The organism is Microcoleus sp. K1-B1 (assembly GCF_036704705.1).
GTDB lineage: Bacteria > Cyanobacteriota > Cyanobacteriia > Cyanobacteriales > Microcoleaceae > Microcoleus.
In genome coordinates, this window is the sequence record NZ_JAUBSH010000119.1 from 1 (window position 1) to 19864 (window position 19864).

The window sequence follows — 19864 nt, forward strand, 5'->3', positions numbered from 1 at the left end:
TGAGTTACCTCAGTAGATATATTCTTTTTGTTTACTTATCTTAACATAGTTCGGTTTTTTTGCGCCGACCTACTTATTGTTATAAGCTGCATTGTCAAAAATAGCAAGACAGGTTATATCATTTGAGATTTGAGATTTGAGATTTTACATGACTTATGAATCCGGGTTGAAAGTTAAAAAATTTCATCCTAATTTCATTTTTGGGTGTCAAGGTAAATAGAATGGCTATTTAACACTGTTCAGCCAAGGAATCGCGGGAAAAGCTACGGCAGACGGAGCCTTTAATATCTGCTAAATTTTATTGTTAAATAGTCGATCGCCTAACGGTGGCTAATAGTCATCACCTCTATAAAATCATAAAATGTTCAGCACAATTCTTAGATGGGTAATTAACCGCCGCTGGCTAGTTGTTATCGCTACCATTATTGTTAGTCTGTGGACATTGTATATCATCCCCCAAATGTCCCTTGATGTCTTCCCTCCTTTTGCACCCCCGCAAGTCGAAATTCAGACGGAAGCACCGGGTCTCGCGCCGGAAGAAATCGAGTCTTTAGTAACACTGCCGATCGAAAGTGCGATTAACGGAACTCCTGGGGTGACAGCAGTGCGATCGTCTTCCGCTGTGGGCCTTTCTTCGGTTAAGGTAATCTTTGATTGGGGAACTGAAATTTATCAAGCGCGCCAGTTGATAACAGAACGGTTGCAGCAAGCTCAAAGCAAACTCCCGGCTGGGGTAGAAACACCGCAAATTTCTCCGACAACTTCTCCTGTCGGCACTGTTATTACCTATGCTTTTACCTCGGAAACTACTCCTTTGATGGAAGTGCGCCGTCTAGTTGATTGGCAAGTCACAAATCGCCTTTTGGCAGTGACAGGCGTTGCTCAAGTGGTGGCTTACGGCGGCGAAGAAAGGCAGTATCAAGTATTAGTAGAACCTGCCAAGTTGAAAGCTTTTAATGTGTCGTTGCAGCAAGTAGCTGAAGCGGCTGCGGCTGCGAATGTTAACGCGCCGGGGGGGTATTTAATTACGCCGGATCGAGAAACTTTAATCCGGGGGGTGGGGCGGATTGAGTCTGTGGAAGATTTGCAGCAATCGGCGATCGACTCTCGCCACGGAACACCCGTCAGAATTAGTGATGTGGCTGATGTCAAGATTGGTGCTGCAATCAAGCGGGGCGATGGCAGTTTTAACGGCAAAAAAGCTGTGATTGTGATGGTAAACAGACAGCCAGTTGCTGATACTCCGACGGTAACGAAAGCGGTTGAGGCAGCAATGGCTGAGGTGCAGGAAGCTCTGCCAAAAGATATTAAAGTTACTGTGACTTTTCGACAGGAAGAATATATTAATTCCTCGGTGGAGAATGTGCGATCGGCTTTAATTGAAGGCAGTATTATCGTCACCCTTATTCTCATTCCGTTTTTGATGAATTGGCGCACTCTCGCGGTTGTTTTGCTAGATTTCTTTCTGACTTGGCTGTTGGCGCTGCTGGCGATGTATTGGCTGGGGCTGGGATTAAATACGATGACTTTGGGGGGTTTGTCGGTGGCGATCGGCACTGCGATCGACGATGCGATCGTCTATGCCGAAAATACCTACCGCAATTTGAGAGAAAATACGTCTTCTCTTCATCCTCGCCCGGTGATGGATGTGATTTTTGATGGCAGTCAGGAGGTGCGCGATTCGTTAATTGGAGCGACTGTTATTGGGATTGTTGTTTTTTCTCCAATTTTTACTTTGCCCGGTGTAGAAGGTCGAATTTTTACGCCGATGGGGATTACTTATTTGGTAGTTGTTGTGATTTCTAGTCTGGAATCGCTGTTAATATCTCCGGCCCTTTGTGCTATCTTGTTGCCTACCAAACGCATGAGTGCTGCGGAACCTTGGCTGCCGAGATTTTGCAAGCGCATATATCATTTTTCGATAAATTTGTCAATGCGCTATTCGGGGATTATTTTAGCTTTAGCTGCTGCTAGCATGGTGGCTACATTAATTATCTTGCCTTCCTTTGGACGGGTGTTTTTGCCGGAGTTTCAGGAGCAAACTTTGGTGAATACTATTATGCTTTATCCGGGGGTGTCTTTGGAGACAACAGATAGCGCGGCTTTTGCTATTGAAGATGCTCTTAAGGATGATAGCAGGTTTCAATACGTGCAAGTGCGATCGGGCAGAGCTCCGGGAGATGCGGATGCTGCGGGAGTTAATTTGGCTCACATTGATATTGGTTTAAGCGAGGAGGGCATGAAAAACAGGCCGCAAACTTTGGAGTCGCTGCGGCAGGAGTTTGGTAAATTGCCGGGAGTTGCACCAAATATCGGCGGTTTTATTTCTCACCGGATGGATGAGGTTTTATCTGGTGTCAGAAGTCAGATTGCTGTCAAAATCTTTGGCCCGGATTTAGATCAACTTCGCAGCATAGGTGCCAAAGTTGAAGAGCAAATGAAAACAGTTGAAGGCATTGTGGATTTGCAACTCGAACCCCAGGTGCCAGTGCCACAAATTCAAATTAAGTTTAACCGTCAAGCTGCGGGTAGATACGGTTTGAAAATCGGAGAGCTTTCTGAAATAATTGAGACAGCTTTAAACGGCAAAGTTGTTTCTCAAGTTTTGGAAGTGCAGCAAACTTTTGATTTAGTTGTTTGGTTGCAGCCTGAAGCCCGAAATAACTTAGAAACTATTCAAAATTTGCTGGTTGATACTCCAAGCGGCAACAAGATTCCCCTTGCCCAAGTTGCGACTGTTAAATACGGTACGGGGCCAAATACGATTAACCGCGAGAATGTTTCTCGCTTGATTGTGGCGGCGGCTAATGCTAAAAATAGGGATTTGCGATCGGTTGTGAATGAAATTCAAGCTAAAGTAAAACGAGAGGTAGAGTTGCCTTTTGGCTATTTTATCCAGTACGGCGGTCAATTTGAAGCAGAACAAAGAGCTTCGCAAAATATTATGATATTTAGCGCGATCGCCTTTTTGGTAATTACAGTATTGATGTACTTGTCCGTCAAGTCAATTCCTTCAACTGCTATGATTATGATTAATTTGCCGATCGGATTAGTGGGAGGAGTAATTGCGGTAGCTTTGACTGGCAGCATCATCTCTGTAGCTTCCCTTGTTGGCTTTGTTACATTATTCGGCGTTGCTACCCGCAACGGCTTGCTTTTAGTAGACAACTACAACACTAAATTTGCTGAAGGACTGCCTTTTAAGGAAGCAATTATTAAAGGCTCGATGGAACGGCTCAACGCCATCTTGATGACCGCTTTAACTTCAGCTTTGGGTTTAGCACCTTTAGTCTTTGAAGGCGGGGCGGGCAAGGAAATTTTGCAACCGCTGTCAGTAGTAGTTTTAGGAGGGTTATTTACTTCTACAGCACTAACTCTGTTAGTTTTGCCAGCTTTGTACGCTCAATTCGGGCATTTTTTGCGACCTCAACAACCTCAGCCCGTTATTGAAGACGGGAAGGTAGTTAAAGCTGAAATAGCGAACTGATAAATTTTACTGAACTCCCTCAATCAAACTGCAAAGTGGCTCGCTATCGGGATTATCAGAAGCTCGATTTGTCCCAAGTTTTTTATAAGCTTCCACTCAGCTTGGAATGCACTCATGCGCTGAATTTCCTCATAGCGGTAGCCAGTTTCACTTTTTTGTGGTGGCTATAGTAACCCGATTTTTCAAGATTAAATATTTTCTCTTTTTAACATTTGTAGAGGATAAAAAAGCAGCAGTAACTCAAAAGTGAGTTACTGCTGCTGTCGGATATTCTCTTGCTTCTCCCCTGCGAAAAATCCATGATAGAATCTACACACATCGGGGGAAATAAGGATTATTTATCGCAATTAGCTGGCGGACACTCAGGAGTATTGCAGGCGCCGGCGGCAAAGACAACAGCGGCTGTACTGGTTGTCAGGAGAACTGCCGTCAAAGCTGCGAGAGTGAATCGTTTAGTCTGAGTTGCTTTAATCATTAATTTTTACCTGGGCATTTAGGATAGAAAAGTTTCTTGGGCAAACTATAAATAGTATAAACTCTCAAGTCACTATAGAGTCCAGGGGGTAAACATTAAGATTTATAAAAATATTTAATTGCCGAAGTCGCGATCCGAATACCTGTATGAAAGTCTGAAAATTTTATCCTGATTTCAGGTTTGTGTGTCATACTTTTTAATCATTGTACGCAAAGACTCAAACCAATGAAATCGCTCAAGTCAAATTTAATTGTTCTAGGTAGTGTCGGATTGCTGTTTTTGGGAGCTTGCAATAAAGGCGACCAAGCAAGCGATCAAAATACCACTCCAGCATCCCCTCCTGTCGCCTCTCAACCTGCGTCTTCGAATCCCGCCACTGCTCCTGCAACAGCAACTAAAGGGGGGCAAGTCGTAAAGTCTGGAGCTTACTATTTAGAGTTTGTACCTGAAAAAGAAGCTACCGGAACTCATTTAGATGTTTTTTTGCAAAAAGGGGAGAAAAAGGAACCAGTTCCTAACGCGAAAGTGACGGCTCAAGTGCAGTTGCCGAATGGAAAGCAGCAAACCCTAGCTCTCAAGTATGATGTTGAGGGCAAACATTACGCTGTGTTGTTTCCCGGCAATGATGCAGGAAGTTATCCTGTGAAAGTGACTGCGGATATTAACGGAGAAAAAGTTGACGGTCGTTTTACCTTCAATCAATAGATAGCTAATAACTAATGCGCTCTAAGTTAGGGGCGCATTAGTTATTAGCTACAAACAACTGCCTCCGGCATTTCCATTAAATTGAATTTTTCCCTGCAAATATACTTACACAAGCTCAAAAACATCTCATCACAAAGGTTTCAAGTGTTGAGGAAAAAATTGTTTGCCCATGTAGATGATTGATATCTGTTTGTGAGCGGCAATTATATTTAATATACAACAATTGAGGGCGAGATCCTGCGTCAGCTATTGCTGATAAATGGGTACAAATTTTCAGCTCAACATTTGCATCCTTTGTTGAGTTAGAGTTTTAGGACTATTAGTACATTTGTATGGGGCAAGTCCAAGTTAAAACTCCGCTGACAATTGCTCGTCAGGAACCATTGCGGACTGGGCTGGAGTTCGATCGCACCTTGACAGGACTAGGCAGTGATCGTTTATGATGGGGATCACGGGGATCGCAAGCATCGCTAGGCTAGCCTTTTGCAATGGCAAAGCTGACGGACTGGGGTTAGATCGCGAATTATGAGTGATGATGTCAACCTAGCTACTTAAAAAAATCTCAAATTAGCTAACAAAGCTTCTAGAGGGTGTGCCGAACTATTTCATTCCTGAAACAGAGAATAAGTGAATAAGTGAATAAGTGAATAAGTATCAAGGGAATGAAGTGATTTGCTATCAGGGCTGTTTCATTATCTTGTAGGGGCTGCCCCCCGTGGCTGCCCTAATCCCACCAAATGACTAAAAAATCGTGGATGGGTCGGGTCGGCATTCTGGGCACGACCCCTACAAAAGGCTGGTTTTCCTAAGAATGAAACAGCCGTGGATTTGCTATGCCGTGGAAAGACTCCGTAGTAAACACTGGTGAATTGAGTGGCTCAAACTATAAGCAATACAACTATGTCTATTCAGAATCAATTTAGTTGCTTTCTTATTGGAGAAGGAAGTTTACTTATTCAATGTGCTGAACTTCTTTTAGAGCGGGGTCATCATATTTTCGGTGTCATCTCCTTTGATACATCGATAAGTAGCTGGGCGAAGGCAAAAGACATACCTCACATCCAGCCAACAGATAATCTCATAGCATTTTTAAGACAACAGCCTTTTGATTACCTATTCAATATTGTAAACAGCTCGCTATTACCCAAAGAAATTTTGGAGTTGCCGCGCCACTTAGCGATCAACTACCATGATGCCCCACTGCCGAAGTATGCGGGACTCAATGCTACCTCTTGGGCTTTGATGCACCGGGAGAAGACTCATGGGGTGACGTGGTATGTGATAAGTAATTTGGTTGAGGGCGGCGATATCCTGAAGCAGGTTGCTATCGATATCGCTGATGACGATACGGCTTTTTCTCTCAATGAGAAATGTGATGAAGCGGCGATTCGTTCGTTTGAAGAGTTAGTTGATGATATCTCAAGTGGCCAAGCATTAGCGAACAAGCAGAACCTAGATGAGCTTTCCTATTTGGGACACTCAAAAAGACTTTTTGCTGGAGGTGTACTCTCGTTCAATCGTTGTGCCTATGATATGGATGCCGACATTAGGGCATTGGACTTTGGTTCATACCCCAATACCCTTGGTGTGGCGAAGTTGGCTATAGGGAACGACTTGATCATTATATCCAAACTCGAAGTTAAGGATGACCTGTCTAAGTCTTCTCCAGGAACAATCACGGCGATTGAACCCAACTTCTTGACGGTTTCTACAGCAAGTTACGAGGTAGCGCTGCGCCAGGTGCTGACCATCGATGGTCAAGCGGTATCGATTCCTGATTTTGTCCAGAAATTTCGACTTCAAGTTGAGGATCAGTTTAAGGACATGGAGCCAGATAGCGCGAGGCGTATTGAAATGTTTGATGGATTAATTGGTCAGCACGAGGATTTTTGGGTAAAGAAATTAGCGACGTTACAGCCAATTACGGTTCCCTATGCAGATCCGATGGCATCACACTTGGAACAGAAGCAGTACACAAGTGTCAAGATGTCCATACCGCATGAGGTAACAACATTTCTGGAGGAGCGCCAGCCCGAAAGGAATAAAGGCGACTTCCTGTTTGCTGCTTTTGCCATTTATCTGGGCCGTATTGGAGGAACTGGATGTTTCGATATCGGATTTAGAGATGTCGAGCTGCAACGGGAGTTAGTAGGGATCGAAGGCGGTTTTGCCTCAATTGTTCCTTGTCGCGTAGATATAGACTACGAGCAAAGTTTTGAGGAAGTTTTTAAAGCCATTGAGGAGCAGGTGGAGTTGACCAAACTTCACAAAACTTATGCGCGTGATGTCGTAGCTAGGTATCCAGCTCTTCGTTCATTGCCCGATCGGAGTCATGAGCCGATGTTTCCGGTGGTCGTAGATCGGGTAGAAAAACTAGACGAGCACCAAACCGGGTTTGGTAATGAGTTGACCCTGGTGATTCCATCACAGGGGAAAGAATGCGGTTGGCTCTATAACACCGAAGCATTAGATGGTGACAGCATAGCCAGGATGTTGGACCAGTTTGCTACTTTTTTGCAAGGTATTGTAACTGACCCCGAAAGGCGCGTTGCCGCTCTGCCTCTGTTATCTGAGCCAGAGTGTCACAAAATTCTGGTGGAGTGGAATGATACTCAGGTAGATTACCCCAAGGATAAGTGTATCCATCAGTTATTTGAGGCTCAGGTGGAGCAGACACCTGATGCGGTGGCGGTAGTTTATGAAGACAAACAGTTGACCTATCGGGAACTGAATGGCAGAGCGAATCAGCTAGCGCACTACCTGCAAAAACTGGGGGTAGGACCAGAGGTTGTAGTGGGGATTTTCGTAGAGCGATCGCTGGAGATGATGGTAGGACTTCTCGGTATTCTCAAAGCGGGTGGAGCCTACGTGCCTCTAGATCCTGCGTATCCGAAAGAACGTCTAGCGTTCATGCTGTCAGACTCACAGGTGTCGGTGCTATTGACCCAAGAGAAGTTGCTAACTGGATTGCCTGAGCAAGATGCGTTAGCGATCTGCTTGGATACAGGCTGGGGGTTAATTTCTCAGGATAGTGAGGAGAATCTCAACAGCGGGGTTAATGCCGCCAACTTGGCTTATATCATTTACACCTCTGGGTCAACCGGGAAACCAAAGGGAACGATGATTGTCCACCAAGGATTGGTCAATTATCTTAGCTGGTGCATAAAAGCGTATGCAGTAGCCGATGGGGTTGGTTCTCCGGTTCATTCTTCGATCGGCTTCGACGCCACCATTACCAGCTTATTCTCTCCCCTATTAGTAGGACAGAGGGTAGTCTTCCTCCCAGAGAAGCAGGAGATAGAGGCTCTTAGTGCCGTCTTGTGTTCTCAAAGTAATTTTAGCCTCGTCAAAATCACCCCGGCCCATCTGGTACTACTCAGTGAGTTATTACCCAGTAAGCAGGCGGCCGGTCAGACAAGAGCCTTAATTATCGGTGGCGAGGCTCTCTCGAAAAAGAGCATTTCATTCTGGCAGACTCACGCACCTGAAACTAGACTAATCAACGAATACGGCCCAACAGAAACGGTTGTTGGATGCTGTATCTATGAGGTTCCGGCTCAGACCACCCGATCGGGTTCGGTTCCAATTGGTCGTCCTATTGCCAATACTCAGCTTTATATCTTGGATCGGTCTCTCCAACCCGTCCCGATCGGAGTCACGGGTGAACTGCACATCGGTGGCGACGGTTTAGCGCGGGGCTATCTCAACCGGACAGAGTTGACGGCCCAGAAGTTTATTCCCAACCCCTTTAGTAATCAACCCGGATCACGTCTGTACAAAACTGGGGACTTAGCTCGCTATCTACCGGACGGCAACATCGAGTTTCTCGGTCGTATCGATACTCAGGTGAAAATTCGTGGCTTCCGCATCGAGCTGGGCGAGATTGAGGCAGTGCTGATGCAAAACCGGGCTGTCCAGGATGCCGTAGTTATAGACCAGGAGTACGACCTTAATGACAAACGCCTCGTGGCCTATGTGGTTCCCAGCCAGGAGCAAGTCCTCTCCATCAGTGAACTGCGTCGCGACCTAAAGCAGAAACTGCCCGATCACATGATACCTTCTGCATTTGTGCAGCTCGAAGCGGTGCCGCTGACGCCCAACGGTAAGGTCGATCGCCGCGCTCTGCCAGTGCCCGACGGGACAAGATCGAATCTAGAAGAAACTTTTGTGCCGCATCTTACGCCTTTTGAGGAAGTGCTCGCGGGCATCTGGAGCGAAGTTCTCAGGCTCGATCGGGTGGGCATTCACGAAAACTTCTTTGAGTTGGGGGGACATTCCTTACTCGCTACCCAAGTCATTTCTCGCGTGCGCGAAGCTTTCGGAGTAGAACTCCCCCTGCATACTCTCTTTGAGGAGCCTACCCTAGCTGGCTTGGCGAAGAGCGTCGAGACAGCCAGCCGAGCAGAAGAAAAAGGCAGTCTACAGGCTCTGCCCATTAGTCTCATCTCACGGGAGGGAGACCTGCCTTTGTCGTTTGCTCAGCAGCGGCTGTGGTTCCTCGACCAATTGATGTCTGGGACACCCCTATATAACCTCCCTAACGCTCTTCGCTTGAAAGGTTCGCTCAACGTGACGGCACTAGAGCAGAGCTTAAGTGAAATTGTGAGGCGTCACGAAGCTCTACGGACTACCTTTAGTGCTGTGAATGGGCAGCCAATTCAGGTCATTCATCCGGCTGTTACCTTGCTGTTGCCGATCGTAGACCTCCGGGAACTTCCTGAGACTGAACGGGAGGTGGAAGCTCTACGGTTAGCTACTGAGGAAGCTCAGCGCCCCTTTGACTTGGTTAATGAACAATTGTTTCGCGTCCAACTCTTGCACCTGGGAGAAGAGGAACATTTGCTCCTCTTGACCATGCACCACATCGTCTCCGACGGCTGGTCTCTTGGTGTGTTTATGCAGGAATTGACGGCGCTTTATGAAGCTTTTTGCACTGAGAAGTCCTCGCCATTGCCTGAACTACCTATCCAATATGCTGACTTTGCGGCCTGGCAGAACGAGTGGCTCGTCGGTGAGGTGTTGGAGGTTCAACTTAACTACTGGAAGCGGCATCTAGGTGGTCAGTTGCCCGTGCTGGACTTGCCCACCGATCGCCCTCGACCTCCTGTTCAAACTTATCGAGGTGCAAGGCAATCTCTGGAACTGCCTAAGAAAAGTTCCGATGCCCTCAAAGCGCTCTCGCAGCAGGAAGGCGTTACTTTGTTTATGACCTTACTGGCGGTCTTCCAGATACTACTCTACCGATATACAGGTCAGGAAGACGTTATTGTTGGTTCTCCCATTGCTAATCGCAACCGCGTTGAAGTCGAAGGGTTGATTGGATTTTTTGTCAATACTTTGGTGCTACGAACTGAGCTTTCAGGCGAGCCCAGTTTCCGGGAATTACTAGGTAGGGTGCGTGAAGTGGCTTTGGGAGCCTATGCTCACCAGGATTTGCCTTTCGAGAAGTTGGTAGAGGAATTGCAACTAGAACGGGATTTGAGCCGTAACCCCCTGTTTCAGGTGATGTTTGTTCTCCAAAATGCCCCGATATCGGCTTTGGAGTTTCGGGGTCTAAGTCTAACCCCTCTGGAAGTCTATAACGGCACAGCAAAGTTTGATTTAACCCTCGAACTAGAAGAGAGTGCAGAGGGTATCAGGGGCTGGTTTGAATACAACACAGACTTGTTCGACACCCTCACTATCACGCGGATGACGAACCATTTTCAGACCTTGGTGGAAGGCATCGTCGCCAATCCAGAACAGCGCCTCTGCGATTTACCCCTGTTGAGTGCAGCCCAACAGCATCAACTGCTAGTGGAGTGGAATAATACCCAGACAGATTACCCCAATCAAACCTGTATCCATCAGTTATTTGAAGCCCAAGTAGAGCGAACTCCCAACGCCGTTGCAGTAGTCTTTGAAAACGAGCAATTAACCTACCAGCAGCTCAATTATCGTGCCAATCAACTAGCACACCACCTGCAAAAAATGGGTGTCGAGCCAGAAATGCTGGTCGGAATTTGTGTAGATCGATCGCTAGAGATGATCGTAGGACTCCTAGGCATTCTCAAGGCTGGTGGGGCTTATTTGCCGTTAGACCCATCGTATCCCCACGATCGTCTAGCCTTCATGCTGGAGGATGCCCAGGTGTCGGTGCTATTAACCCAACAGAAGCTAGTCGCAGGTTTTTCCGAGTACAAAGCACAGTGTTTCTGCTTGGACATTGAGAGGGAAGTAATCGCCCAAGAGAGCGAGGAAAAACCCGTCAGCAGCGTGACGGCCGATAACCTGGCTTACACAATCTACACATCGGGTTCTACAGGGAAACCCAAAGGAGTGCTGGTAACCCATCAAAACCTAGTCCACTCCACCAGTGCTCGTATTTCTTATTACAGCGAACCCGTCACCAGTTTCTTCTTACTTTCGTCGTTTGGCTTTGACAGTTCGATCGCAGGCATCTTTTGGACATTGTGCCAGGGAGGCATACTTGTAATACCACCAGCAAATTTCCAACAAGAGCTGTTACAGCTTACAAAGTTAATTGCTCAACATCATGTATCGCATTTATTGAGTCTTCCATCTCTCTATAACCTGATTTTGGAGCAAGCGGAACCACAACAGCTCACTTGTCTTCGTAGTGTTATTGTGGCAGGCGAACCGTGTTCCAGAGAGTTGGTTGAACGCCATACTAAGCTGCTGGCTAAGACATCTTTGTTCAACGAATACGGGCCAACAGAAGGAACGGTCTGGAGCAGTGTATATCATTGTCAGTCTTCGGCACTCAGAACACAGGTTCCGATTGGTCGCCCTATTGCCAATATGCAGATATATCTGCTGGATAAATATTTGAATCCTGTTCCCATTGGTGTACAGGGCGAACTCCACATTGGTGGTGAAGGCATCGCCCGAGGCTACCTCAACCGCCCCGAGTTGACCAAAGATAAATTTATCCCCAACCCCTTTAGCAATGAACCAGGGACACGCCTTTATAAAACTGGGGATCTAGCTCGTTATCTACCCGACGGCAACATTGAGTTTCTCGGTCGCATCGATAATCAAGTCAAAATCCGTGGTTTCCGCATCGAACTGGGGGAGGTTGAGTCAACTCTATCCCAATATCCTACTGTGCAGCAGTGTGTAGTAACAGCAAGGGTTGACATAGAAAGCGACAAACGTTTAGTTGCCTACATTGTTTCCAACCAACAGCAGAAACCCACTACCGACGAACTACGATGCTTCCTCAAGCAAAAGCTGCCTGACTATATGGTGCCATCAGCCTTCGTTTTTCTAGACACCCTACCCCTAACACCCAACGGGAAAATAGACCAGCGCGCCCTGCCCGCACCCGACGGGCTCAGGCAAGAGCCAGCAAGTACCTTTGTGCCTCCCAGCGATGATTTTGAAATCCAACTAACAAAAATTTGGGAAAACGTTTTAGGCAAAAAGTCCATCAGTGTGAAGGACAATTTCTTTGACGTGGGAGGACACTCTCTACTAGCCGTGCGCCTATTGGCACAAATCGAGAAAGCCTTCGGGAAAAATCTCCCCCTGGCTACCCTCTTCCAATCACCAACTATTGAGCAACTGGCCAACATTCTCCGCCAGAAAGGATGGTCAGCACCTTCGCAAACGGTGGTGACAATTCAACCCGGAGGCTCTAAACCGCCTTTGTTCTTTTTCCATGTACTTGGCGAGGGTCTAAAGTTTTGTCGCCCTTTGGCCAGTCATCTAGATCCTGAACAACCCATTTATGGGCTAGCAGTAGGGATTATGGATGAAGTTTCTTTGAATAAGATTGAGAATCTGGTGGCTCACTACCTCAAAGAAATGCGAATCATCCAACCTGAAGGTCCTTATCTTTTAGCAGGTATATATTGCGGGGGCCGAATAGCCTATGAGGTGGCCCAGCAGCTCCACGCGCAAGGTCAAAAGGTAGCTCTGCTAGCCTTGTTAGATACTTTAAAAGATGATAAAGCCATCAAAATAATGCCAGTCCAAGAGCGGGTATTGGCGCACTGGAATAACTTTTTACGATTTGGCCCCGCCTACTTGTTAAGCCAGAGGAGGCTAGAGGAAGCAAAGAATCGGCTAATGAGTATTTACTGCGAGTTTTACGAGCGTATGGGGCGTCCTTTGCCTCCAGCTTTCCAAAGCTTCACTTATCGAAAGAAAAAAGAGGAGGGAAATATGGAGTGGGAGTTCGCACCAAAACAGGTTTACCCGGAGCGAGTGACCCTCTTCCGGCCGATCGAGAACATTAGCTTCTTAGACCCTGATTTGGGATGGAGCGAACTGGCTCCTGGAGGATTGGAGATCCATGATGTTCCTGGCAATACTTTTAGTATGTTACAAGAACCCCACGTACAGGTGCTGGCTGAAAATTTGAGGGATTGCATAGATCGTGTGCAGGCGGATGATTTATATCATGTCGGGCCGATTAACGATGATTAAACTTTTGCCTCCGGTCACCAAGAGATTGGACTTCTGCCATACAAATGTAGTAACAGTCCTAAAACTCTAACTCAACAAAGGATGCAACTTTTGATCTGAAAATATGTACCCATTTATCAGCAATAGCTGATGCAGGCGATCGCGCTCATTGTTGTATATTCAATATAATTGCCGATCGCCAACAGATATCAATCATCTACATGGGTACATATTTTATTGATCAACAATTGAAACCTTATTTGTAGGAAAGTTCAGACTAAAAAGCCGATCGCGTTTCGATCGCACTTAATTTCTTATTTCCTTACCTGAGCTTTTTTTGAATGGGAAAAACACTCGACCTGCCAAACTTTGGAAGTAGATGCCACCGACAGTACCTAAAAACATCAAATAGGCGATCGCAGGCACGACATAGAGCTTATCCGTGTATCCAAACAGCGCACTCAACAATAAACCGGGGAACTTTTCTTCGGGAAGCAGTTGTGAGGTATTCCAGACCATTGGCCCGAGAATGCAAGAGTGGATTTTAGTAAATCTTTCGTAATAGAAACACAGTGCTGCTGATTCGCGATTTGTTTGCGATAAAATATTCATCGCGCTGTCAAAAATTCCCAAAGTAGATACCACTAAACCCGCTACAATAAAGAGCAATAAAATGCCCATATATTTGAAAAACAGGCGGATATTAATTTGGACTCCCCATTTAAACAGCAGGACGCCAAGTCCGGTGGCTGAGAGAATGCCCGCCAAAGCGCCGAGGGCTGGAATAATCCCTTGTTGAAACTTGGCGACGACAAACAAAACAGTTTCAAACCCTTCGCGCAAAACGGCAATAAAAACTAAACTAAATACGCCCCAACCGGCATGAGAGTTTTGTGTTAAGGCAGCACTTACAGCGCCTTCGACTTCGGCTTTCATAAATCGCGCTTGCTTGGTCATCCAAATCAGCATCCAGCTCAGCATTGCGATCGCTATAACCCCAAAGGTTGCCTCTAGCAGCGATTCCATAATCGGTGCAAAAGGCTGATTGGATGCGGACAAAATTTGAATAGTCCAGCCGAACAGTACACCTATCAAAGCGCTGGCGATAAGTCCAACGCCCACACCCCCGAAAACCCAAGGACTTAAATAACTTTGTCCTGATTTTTTGAGGCAAGCGAGAACGATTCCGACAACTAAAGCGGCTTCGACTCCTTCGCGGAGGGTAATTACAAAGGTGGGTAATGCTTCGCCAAAATTCATTTTTTTATGGTGGGAATGGGACTGGTTAAGGAGCGAGGTAATTGGCAGATTATTTACCAATTACCGCTCTTGATGAGAGTAATGTTTTTAAGAGGCGGGTTTGAGAACTTTTTGGCTGTCGCTTTCGATCGTTTTAACTAGCTGGTTGACTTGTTCGGTGGTTTTTACGGGGGCAGCGGGTGCGATCGCAGTTGGCCAATTTGTCTTCAGTTCATTCATGTTGGCAACAATTGCTTTGTCAATTTCCGGGCTGGTTTTAGCCACTTGATCGGCAATATCTTTGTACAGGCTTTCGGCGTACATGACAAAACCCCGCGAATCTTGGTATTCAATAATTGCGGAAATTTTGCCGTTAGCAACTGCGGCTCCGTATTCGGAATTAGCTGTATCTAGCAAGCCGTTAATCACTTGCAGCACGAATTTCGGATCTTTGCGCTGGGCTTCTGGAAGATCGGCAATTGCTCCGTCAACTGCTTGCATTGATGTGTCAAATTCTGCATTCACTTGAGCCGGATCTTTTGCACCCGCTTTAACTAAATCCTGCAATTTAATTAAAGTAGCCTTAAATTCAGGAATTTTACGCTCGTTTAGCTGATCTTCCACATCGGCATAAATTTCTTCGACTGGATGCCCGATGTGCGGTTCGGCTTGGTCTGGTTTGCCTTGATCCAAGAGTTCTTTTGCTACTATAAGATGCCCTTTCATCAAGCCGAGTTTAGTCATGTAGTCTACATCTTTGGGTTCGCCTGTCAGTACCACATTTTCAATAGTTACCAAGTCTTTGATTTGGTCAAATTGGGCTTGAGTAATGACATTTTTTGAGACTAATTCTTCGACTTTGCCGTAAGGACGGCTGGCTTGAATCTTGTTAGAAAGTGCCGGTACTCCTAACTTGGCTTCGAGTTTATCTAACTCTGAAAGAATGGCAGTATTGATGTTGATGCCGCCTTTGCCGCCGTGATTCCCGCTGTGACCGCTTGTGGATGCGGGACTGGCTGTGGCAGAGGGTGAGGGTGTGCTGTCGGTGTTGCTGGCTGTGGGGGAGGAAACGCAACCGGCCAGAGCAACGAGGATGGCTGTAGCCGTGGCTGTCGGTAATAAACGATATCTTGGAACATTGGCAACAACCCTGCTACGGGCGGGCGAGACGCCCACCCCACAAGAAAAGTCATTGTTTGTGGAACAGGCATCTTGCCTGTTCTTGGGGACGCCCACCCCACAAGAAAAGTCATTGTTTGTGGAACAGGCATCTTGCCTGTTCTTAAGAAGGGTGCAAGATGTGAGTAATAAACGAAATGTTGATAACATGGCTGTTGCTAGTTTTTACGTTATGTGCATTTGGACTCACAAGTTATTAAGAAATATTCTCAATTATTTGCGAGCTATTTATTCTACCTATTTGCGATCGAGCTTGTCAAATAATTTCATACTTTATTTGAATCGGCGCACCCTGGTAGCAGGATTGGGTTTAAGTGATGACTTCAAATACACCCATGCAGCCAGCTTCGGCGATCGCATCTTGATGGGGATGAAACATAAATTTTCCAGCGTAACCGTAGGTAAATTCTAAAATATGCCGTTCCGCTACTCCCATTGTGATTACATCGGTTCTTTCACTGGGAGTCAAAGTCATTCCCGTGCGATATACGTCAAAAAAATTGGCGTGCAGGTGAAAAGTCACTGCCGCTTCGTACTCAATCAGGTTGAGAACGTACAGCCGGATTAGCTGATTTTGGTAAATAGGAATCGGGTTGTTCATATAATAATTGGGCAACCCGTTAAAAGCGTATAGTTCGTTTTTTTTGTCGTCGTTTACATCGTATCCTCCCATGATTAACAAGATTTCATCTGCGGGAGGGCGGGGTTTTGGCGGATCGATGATGAACATTCCATATAGTCCTTTACCTATGTGGCGCGTTACGGGCTCAATATGGCAGTGATAAAGATGCACTCCGTAGGGATTGGCATCGAATTCATAAATAAATACCGAACCGTGTTTCACTGGTTTAACGCCATCCATTTCGCTGGTATGAACACCGTGAAAGTGCAGCGAATGAGAATCTCCAGCTTTGTTATAAAAAATGACGCGGATACGATCGCCCTCTGTTGCCCTTAATGTCGGCCCCGGCACGCGATTGTTCACGTTCCAAGTGTTGAAGGTGACGGCGCTATTAAGTTGGACGATCGAAGTATTAGCTTCCAGGCGAAATTCCCGAACCGTGCGCCCGTTTTCGCGCGTCACGGTGCCGTAATCAAAATCCCGCGCAATTTGCATCGGGTTGATATTGCTGACGGTGAGTGCATCTGCGGGCATGGGCGGTACTCTCGCCACAGCCGATCGTTTTTGTGCCAAATTTTGCAATGCGATCGCGCTGCCCGCTACCCCAGCACCAGCTATTCCTAGCTGTAGCAGTTGGCGGCGACTCCAGCGCCCCGGCTTTTTTATGGCGGGACGATCGGATAAATCTGTCATACTTATTGAAAATTTTTATCAAAAATTTACTCGTGGTTGATTATAAGACATTACTAGCTTGTTGTCAATTATTGTCAACAGTCATCTTTTTCTGGGAAGTCAATCGATTTTAGATTTTAGATTTTAGATTTTAGATTTTAGATTTATTCCCGTCACTCAGCCTGCGCGTTGGAATGAATCCGGGGGCTTGCGATGCAATTAGTTTCGGTCATAAAATTTCATGCTGATTTCATCTCAGTATGTGATGTTAGATGTTGGGGTAGATGCTGCCGATCGCTAACAATGTATAAAGATTTACCGCTATAAATTAGAGTTATGAGAGTTTTGCTAGTTGAAGATGAGCCCGATTTAGGGAAAGCGATCGAGCGAACCTTAAAGCAGGAAAAATATATAGTTGATTGGGCCCTAGATGGCAGTGAAGCTTGGGAATATTTAGACAGCCAGTGGACGCAATACACCCTCGCTATTTTTGACTGGTTGCTACCAGGATTGTCAGGATTAGAACTGCTGCGGAGATTGCGTGCTAAACATAGCGCACTGCCCGTATTGATGCTGACCGCAAAAGACAGAATGGAAGATAAAGTTGCGGGACTAGATGCCGGGGCTGACGATTATTTAGTCAAGCCGTTTGGGATGGCGGAACTGTTAGCAAGGTTGCGGGCATTGCAGAGGCGATCGCCCCAAATTCAACCCCAACAGCTACAGGTAGGAAATCTCGTTCTCGACTGCGGAAATCGCACTGCTTGTCATCTGGATACCCAGGGCAAAAACCAGATAATTTCGCTGACCAACAAAGAATTTCAACTGCTAGAATACTTTATGAAACATCCCAACCAAATTATCACCACTGACCAAATTCGGAATCAGCTATGGGAAGCGAGTGCAGATACTTTTAGCAATGTGGTAGCAGCTCAAGTGCGTTTGCTGCGGCGCAAACTTGAGTCGGTGGGCGGCGCGAATTTAATTGAAACCGTTCACGGCGTCGGATACCGCATGAGAAATTAAAGTAGGGCGGGAGCTCCGGCCCTACCCCTACTCAAAAAAAAAAATTAAATAATTTTTTTTGTGGAACAGGCATCTTGCCTGTTCTTAAGAATTCTACGGGTTCCCAGCCAGAATCTGGGAACCCGTAGAATATAGAAAAGTCAATAGGAAAAATAATTGCCATGAAAGATTTAATCCAACAAGAGTTAGAAAAGCTGGATATCGAACAACTCAAACAAGTATTTGAATTTATTGCATTTCTGAAATTCCGTGCCAGATTAGCTACTATTCCAGAAATAGATGAAAGTAACTTAGCTGCACTCTACAGCGAATTTGCCGAAGAAGACCGACAACTTGCAGAACTCGGAATGAGCGAATATGCAGAACTCCTAAAACATGAAAATTAACTGGTTTCCAGGCTCTGCCTGGAAATCCATTTACCGAGGCTCTGCCTCGAATAGACTCCATGAAAATTGGAGGCAGAGCCTCCGGATCTGCGTTACCAGGCAGAGCCTGGGAACGAGTAAAACCAGTAAAATTAAATTTTGTGGAACAGGCATCTTGCCTGTTCTTAACAATTATATAAAATCTGATTTAAAATGAATCAAAATAAACTATTTAACCGAACTCGCTGGCAATTAGCCATTTCCTATGCAGCAGTAATGGGTTTGATTTTAAGCTTGCTGGGATTTGGCGTATATAAGGCGATCGCCCACGCTCACTGGGTAGCCATAGACCGGGAATTAGAATCGGTAGCGGGGACGCTACACGACAGCCTAGAACTCAAATTGCAGCAGCCCGGACGCTTGGAGCCTATAGTCAACGAACTTTTGCCCAACCTCCGCCTCATTGGAGTTCAAGGCATTAAAGAAGAGTTGCCAAGCCGCCATATTTTAAGCGCTATCAACCAAGGCTATTACTATATTCGTTTATTTGATTATTCCGGTAAATTAATTGCTACTGCCGGCGCTTATCCAGAAGGATTACCAGCAGAATTTAACTCCCAATATTGGCAAACAATAACTGACACCAAAGGTAATGTTTATCACCAAATTTCGGTAGCGCTCCACACCCAAACACAGCAAGATTGGGGATATTTTCAAGTTGGTCGGAGCCTGCAAGACTTCAATGATTATCTCAGTACAGTGAAATGGAGTTTGAAATTAGGATTGCCTACAGCATTGATTTTGATAGGCTTTTCTAGTTGGTTGTTGGCAGGATTGGCCATGAAACCAATTTATTCTTCCTACCGACAAATCCAACAGTTTACAGCGGATGCCGCCCACGAATTGCGGACGCCTTTAGCGGCTTCGCAGGCGACAGTAGAATCAGCGCTGTTGACGCCTCAATTGGATGAAAAAGAGGCGCAGGAAATTTTGCGGACGATCGATCGCCAAAACCGACGACTGACTCAGTTAGTGGCTGATTTGCTGCTGCTGGCTCGCATGGATAATCAAGTGATACGCGATCGCCCTCAATTATGTTGTTTGAATGACCTTGTTAGCGATTTAGTAGAGGAATTGGCAGCTTTGGCGATCGCTTCTAAGGTAGCTCTAACCTCGTCCGTGCGGGTGCAACAGCAATTAAATGTTGTCGGCAATTCCGACCAACTTTATCGCTTAGTTGCTAATTTAATTGTTAATGCCATTCAATACACTCCGGCGGGCGGGAAAGTAACAGTTATTTTAGATTGCAGCCACCAGGAGGCGATCGTTCAGGTTCAAGATACCGGTATTGGGATCGCGGCGGCAGATTTAGAGCGAATATTCGATCGATTCTACCGAGTCAACAGCGATCGATCGCGCCATACCGGCGGTTCGGGACTGGGATTGGCGATCGCCCAAACCATCGCCCGCGCACACTGCGGCAGCCTCAGCGCCCGCAGCGAATTGGGTTCCGGCAGCACCTTTCTCCTGCAGTTGCCTTTGTGAGCTACTATTTGACATCTCCCCAGCCCTTTCATAGACGGGGATTCATAAGACTATAATGGAGGTTAACTAACAGTGTATAGTTTTCTAACAAACGCTAACATTTAACCACAAATGCCGTAAAATGAGCCAATGGCATA

General features: G+C 46.1%; 10 protein-coding genes. 7 read left to right on the forward strand and 3 right to left on the reverse strand.

Features of this window, described 5'->3' with window-relative positions; translation table 11 throughout:
* Positions 1-361: 361 nt before the first annotated feature.
* The 4 genes from QUA83_RS27190 (at position 362) to QUA83_RS27205 (ending at position 13100) form a co-directional block, all read left to right on the forward strand.
* Positions 362-3487: an efflux RND transporter permease subunit gene (locus QUA83_RS27190; protein WP_333297059.1), complete on the forward strand. Its 3126-nt coding sequence runs from the start codon at positions 362-364 to the stop codon at positions 3485-3487.
* A gap of 299 nt (positions 3488-3786) precedes the next feature.
* A complete protein-coding gene (locus tag QUA83_RS27195; RefSeq protein WP_333297060.1) occupies positions 3787-3948 on the forward strand; it encodes a hypothetical protein in 162 nt (53 codons plus the stop codon).
* 239 nt (positions 3949-4187) lie between these two features.
* A complete protein-coding gene (locus tag QUA83_RS27200) occupies positions 4188-4667 on the forward strand; it encodes a hypothetical protein (protein WP_333297061.1) in 480 nt (159 codons plus the stop codon).
* A 900-nt stretch (positions 4668-5567) separates the two neighbouring features.
* On the forward strand, positions 5568-13100 hold the full coding sequence (locus tag QUA83_RS27205; RefSeq protein ID WP_333297062.1) for an amino acid adenylation domain-containing protein: 7533 nt from the start codon (positions 5568-5570) through the stop codon (positions 13098-13100).
* 285 nt (positions 13101-13385) lie between these two features.
* Here QUA83_RS27205 and QUA83_RS27210 read toward each other — a convergent pair whose 3' ends face one another.
* The 3 genes from QUA83_RS27210 to QUA83_RS27220 all read right to left on the reverse strand — a co-directional run bounded on the left by QUA83_RS27210 (position 13386) and on the right by QUA83_RS27220 (position 16812).
* A complete protein-coding gene (locus tag QUA83_RS27210; RefSeq protein WP_333297064.1) occupies positions 13386-14339 on the reverse strand; it encodes an FTR1 family protein in 954 nt (317 codons plus the stop codon).
* 87 nt (positions 14340-14426) lie between these two features.
* Positions 14427-15647: a helix-hairpin-helix domain-containing protein gene (locus tag QUA83_RS27215; RefSeq protein ID WP_333297066.1), complete on the reverse strand. Its 1221-nt coding sequence runs from the start codon at positions 15645-15647 to the stop codon at positions 14427-14429.
* Positions 15648-15807: 160 nt separating this feature from the next.
* Positions 15808-16812, reverse strand: a complete 1005-nt coding sequence (locus QUA83_RS27220; protein ID WP_333297068.1) for a multicopper oxidase domain-containing protein — start codon at positions 16810-16812, stop codon at positions 15808-15810.
* A 315-nt stretch (positions 16813-17127) separates the two neighbouring features.
* Here QUA83_RS27220 and rppA point away from each other — a divergent pair, with 315 nt between their 5' ends.
* The 3 genes from rppA to rppB all read left to right on the forward strand — a co-directional run bounded on the left by rppA (position 17128) and on the right by rppB (position 19727).
* Entirely contained in the window at positions 17128-17817 is a 690-nt protein-coding gene (gene rppA, locus QUA83_RS27225; protein ID WP_333297071.1) for a two-component system response regulator RppA, read from the forward strand.
* Between the two features lie 161 nt (positions 17818-17978).
* Positions 17979-18203 carry a hypothetical protein gene (locus QUA83_RS27230; RefSeq protein WP_333297073.1) on the forward strand — a complete coding sequence of 75 codons (225 nt, stop codon included), beginning with the start codon at positions 17979-17981 and terminating at the stop codon, positions 18201-18203.
* Between the two features lie 192 nt (positions 18204-18395).
* Entirely contained in the window at positions 18396-19727 is a 1332-nt protein-coding gene (rppB, locus tag QUA83_RS27235) for a two-component system sensor histidine kinase RppB (protein WP_333297075.1), read from the forward strand.
* Positions 19728-19864 lie beyond the last annotated feature (137 nt).